Genomic DNA, 2,716 nt, shown 5'->3' with positions numbered 1-2,716 from the left:
TTCTCTCCCATCCGGTTTTGAGGGAATAAATAAAAATTTCCTATTGAAAACAAAAATTATTTTTGGTAGAATAATTTTTGTCATTAAGGTCCGGTGATGAAGGCGGGAAGGCCACACCCGTTCCCATCCCGAACACGGAAGTTAAGCTTCCCAGCGCCGATGGTAGTTGGGGGATTCCCCCTGCGAGAGTAGGACGTTGCCGGGCCAGATATTCCGCAGTAGCTCAGTGGTAGAGCAATCGGCTGTTAACCGATCGGTCGTAGGTTCGAATCCTACCTGCGGAGCCATAAATGCTTCCATAGCTCAGCAGGTAGAGCACTTCCATGGTAAGGAAGAGGTCATCGGTTCGAGCCCGATTGGAAGCTCCATATTTCTTTTTTTGGCCCGTTGGTCAAGCGGTTAAGACACCGCCCTTTCACGGCGGTAACACGGGTTCGAATCCCGTACGGGTCACCATTTTTATACATGGAGGATTAGCTCAGCTGGGAGAGCATCTGCCTTACAAGCAGAGGGTCGGCGGTTCGATCCCGTCATCCTCCATTCATATGCCGGCCTAGCTCAATTGGTAGAGCAACTGACTTGTAATCAGTAGGTTGGGGGTTCAAGTCCTCTGGCCGGCACCATCTCTGACGGAGGGGTAGCGAAGTGGCTAAACGCGGCGGACTGTAAATCCGCTCCCTCAGGGTTCGGCGGTTCGAATCCGTCCCCCTCCACCATCCGAAGATTTGGACATGCATGTTAATGTATTTTTTAGCAGGAATTGTTTATACTATTCCTATTGGGCCATAGCCAAGCGGTAAGGCAACGGACTTTGACTCCGTCATGCGTTGGTTCGAATCCAGCTGGCCCAGCCACCTGTGTACTGAATCGGTATTTCCGATTTTATATAAATTTTTGTTTAAAGTGTTACGAGCCATTAGCTCAGTCGGTAGAGCATCTGACTTTTAATCAGAGGGTCGCAGGTTCGAATCCTGCATGGCTCACTCTTTCTATTTTATATTATTTATGTTATTCTATAAATATGCGGAAGTAGTTTAGTGGTAGAACAACACCTTCCCAAGGTGTGGGTCGCGGGTTCGAGTCCCGTCTTCCGCTTTCTTTCACCACAAGCGTCCAGGCTCCGAGAAGAGCTTGAACGCTTGTGCGTTTTCGGATAGCCACCTTGAGGATTTTACCAGGATGCCGGGAACCAGAAGAGGAAAACAGCGGCCAAGAAGCGGCAAGTACCCGGCAAGGCAAAATTCACATGCATCAGTAAAATCTTTACTAAAAAATTGTTCTGTTCAATTTATTGATGATCATTTCTGGGGTTTCTGCCAGGTTAAGTCCCGGGATTGTGCCGGACGAAGCAGATTTCGCGATCATCAACATTGTTCACGAACATAGCCTAAAAAATAAACTGGCAAAATCGAATAAATATACAAAATTTTGTGCAGTTGAGCCAATTTGCAAACGATTTTACAATAAAGACAGCCTTATATAAAAGAAGGGGGCTGTCATATGGAAAAAAATATCACCATCATGGGTATTCCGATGGATTTGGGGCAGCGGCATAAAGGAGTGGATTTAGGACCGGACGCCATCCGTTACGCCGGCGTAAAAGAAAGATTGGAAATGCTCGGATGTAAAGTAACCGACATTAAAAACATTCCGATCGGCAGGGCGGAGCAGCTACAGGATGATGAAGCCAACTTGAGGAACCTGAAAGCGGTCGCCAAGGCGAGTGAGGAGATTGCGCGGCAGGCAGACCAAATTGTAAAAAGCCGCTCGTTCCGCTCATTCTGGGAGGGGACCACAGCATTGCGATCGGGAGCATTGCCGGCATCAGCAAGCATTACAAAAACCTGGGCGCCATTTGGTTCGATGCCCATGCGGATATGAACATTCCGGAGACAAGCCCGTCCGGCAATATCCACGGCATGCCGCTTGCTGCAAGTCTAGGCCTTGGCCACTCAGCTTTAACCGGCATTTACGGTTATGCTCCGAAAATCAAGCCGGAACATATTGTGTTGATCGGGCAAAGGGACTTGGATGAAGGGGAAAAGGATTTAATCCGCAAGCTGGGCATTAAAACATATACCATGCATGAAATTGACCGGTTCGGGATGGAAAAAGTGATGTGCGAAAGCATTGCCTATTTGAAGGATAAAACGGACGGCATCCATCTGTCACTTGATCTGGATGCGCTTGATCCGCAAGAGGCGCCCGGGGTAGGCACGCCTGTATACGGCGGACTCAGTTTCCGTGAAAGCCGGTTTGCCATGGAACTACTGCATGAAGCGGATACGGTTGTTTCCGCAGAGTTTGTTGAAACCAATCCGATTCTTGACCACCGCAATAAAACGGCAAGAAAAGCAGTCCAGCTGATGGAAAGTTTGTTTGGGAAAAAACTGTTATAGAAATGTGGATATCTTTTATGCATGTGAAAAGCGATAGTGGCCGGCTATCGCTTTTTCAGCTTGTTAAATTGATTGATCAGCTGGTCCAAGTGCCTGCTGGCCTGTAAGACCCGGTCATCCCAGTATGCGGCGTTTGAGGCGAGATAGATCATTTCACGGCGCTTTTCTTCGATTTCCAACATTAAGGCCTGGCTTTTTTTTGATTCATTCAAAACTCTCCGTTCGTGTAAGTTTTGATATGTATTTATAACCCATTTTACTAAAGATCTAAGCACTTTTTCCATATTTTTGCTACAATAGACTTGAACATTTTATTA

The 2,716-nt window shown here is 47.2% G+C and carries 1 protein-coding gene, 9 tRNA genes, 1 rRNA gene and 1 pseudogene; 11 read left to right on the top strand and 1 reads right to left on the bottom strand.

Annotated features, from left to right (window positions below; all coding sequences use genetic code 11):
* Window positions 1–89 precede the first annotated feature (89 nt).
* From rrf to rocF, 11 genes and pseudogenes are all read left to right on the top strand, one after another.
* Window positions 90–205: ribosomal RNA gene (gene rrf / locus BpJC4_RS15600) — 5S ribosomal RNA — on the top strand.
* 7 nt (window positions 206–212) lie between these two features.
* A tRNA-Asn gene (locus tag BpJC4_RS15595) sits at window positions 213–287 on the top strand.
* A 5-nt stretch (window positions 288–292) separates the two neighbouring features.
* Window positions 293–368, top strand: a tRNA-Thr gene (locus BpJC4_RS15590).
* A 13-nt stretch (window positions 369–381) separates the two neighbouring features.
* Window positions 382–456 (top strand) — tRNA-Glu (locus tag BpJC4_RS15585).
* An 11-nt stretch (window positions 457–467) separates the two neighbouring features.
* Window positions 468–540, top strand: a tRNA-Val gene (locus BpJC4_RS15580).
* 7 nt (window positions 541–547) lie between these two features.
* A tRNA-Thr gene (locus tag BpJC4_RS15575) sits at window positions 548–623 on the top strand.
* An 8-nt stretch (window positions 624–631) separates the two neighbouring features.
* Window positions 632–716: transfer RNA gene (locus BpJC4_RS15570), tRNA-Tyr, on the top strand.
* A gap of 63 nt (window positions 717–779) precedes the next feature.
* Window positions 780–854: transfer RNA gene (locus BpJC4_RS15565), tRNA-Gln, on the top strand.
* Between the two features lie 56 nt (window positions 855–910).
* Window positions 911–983: transfer RNA gene (locus BpJC4_RS15560), tRNA-Lys, on the top strand.
* Between the two features lie 40 nt (window positions 984–1,023).
* Window positions 1,024–1,095, top strand: a tRNA-Gly gene (locus BpJC4_RS15555).
* Between the two features lie 405 nt (window positions 1,096–1,500).
* A pseudogene (gene rocF / locus BpJC4_RS15550) lies at window positions 1,501–2,399 on the top strand (arginase).
* A 44-nt stretch (window positions 2,400–2,443) separates the two neighbouring features.
* Here the strand turns inward: rocF and BpJC4_RS15545 are convergent.
* Window positions 2,444–2,611: an aspartyl-phosphate phosphatase Spo0E family protein gene (locus tag BpJC4_RS15545; RefSeq protein ID WP_253693943.1), complete on the bottom strand. Its 168-nt coding sequence runs from the start codon at window positions 2,609–2,611 to the stop codon at window positions 2,444–2,446.
* Between the last annotated feature and the right edge of the window lie 105 nt (window positions 2,612–2,716).

Source organism: Weizmannia acidilactici (assembly GCF_008974185.1).
Taxonomy (GTDB): domain Bacteria; phylum Bacillota; class Bacilli; order Bacillales; family Bacillaceae_C; genus Weizmannia; species Weizmannia acidilactici.
The sequence above is the reverse complement of the archived record's forward strand: the minus strand, read 5'-3'. Positions and strand labels throughout refer to the sequence as shown.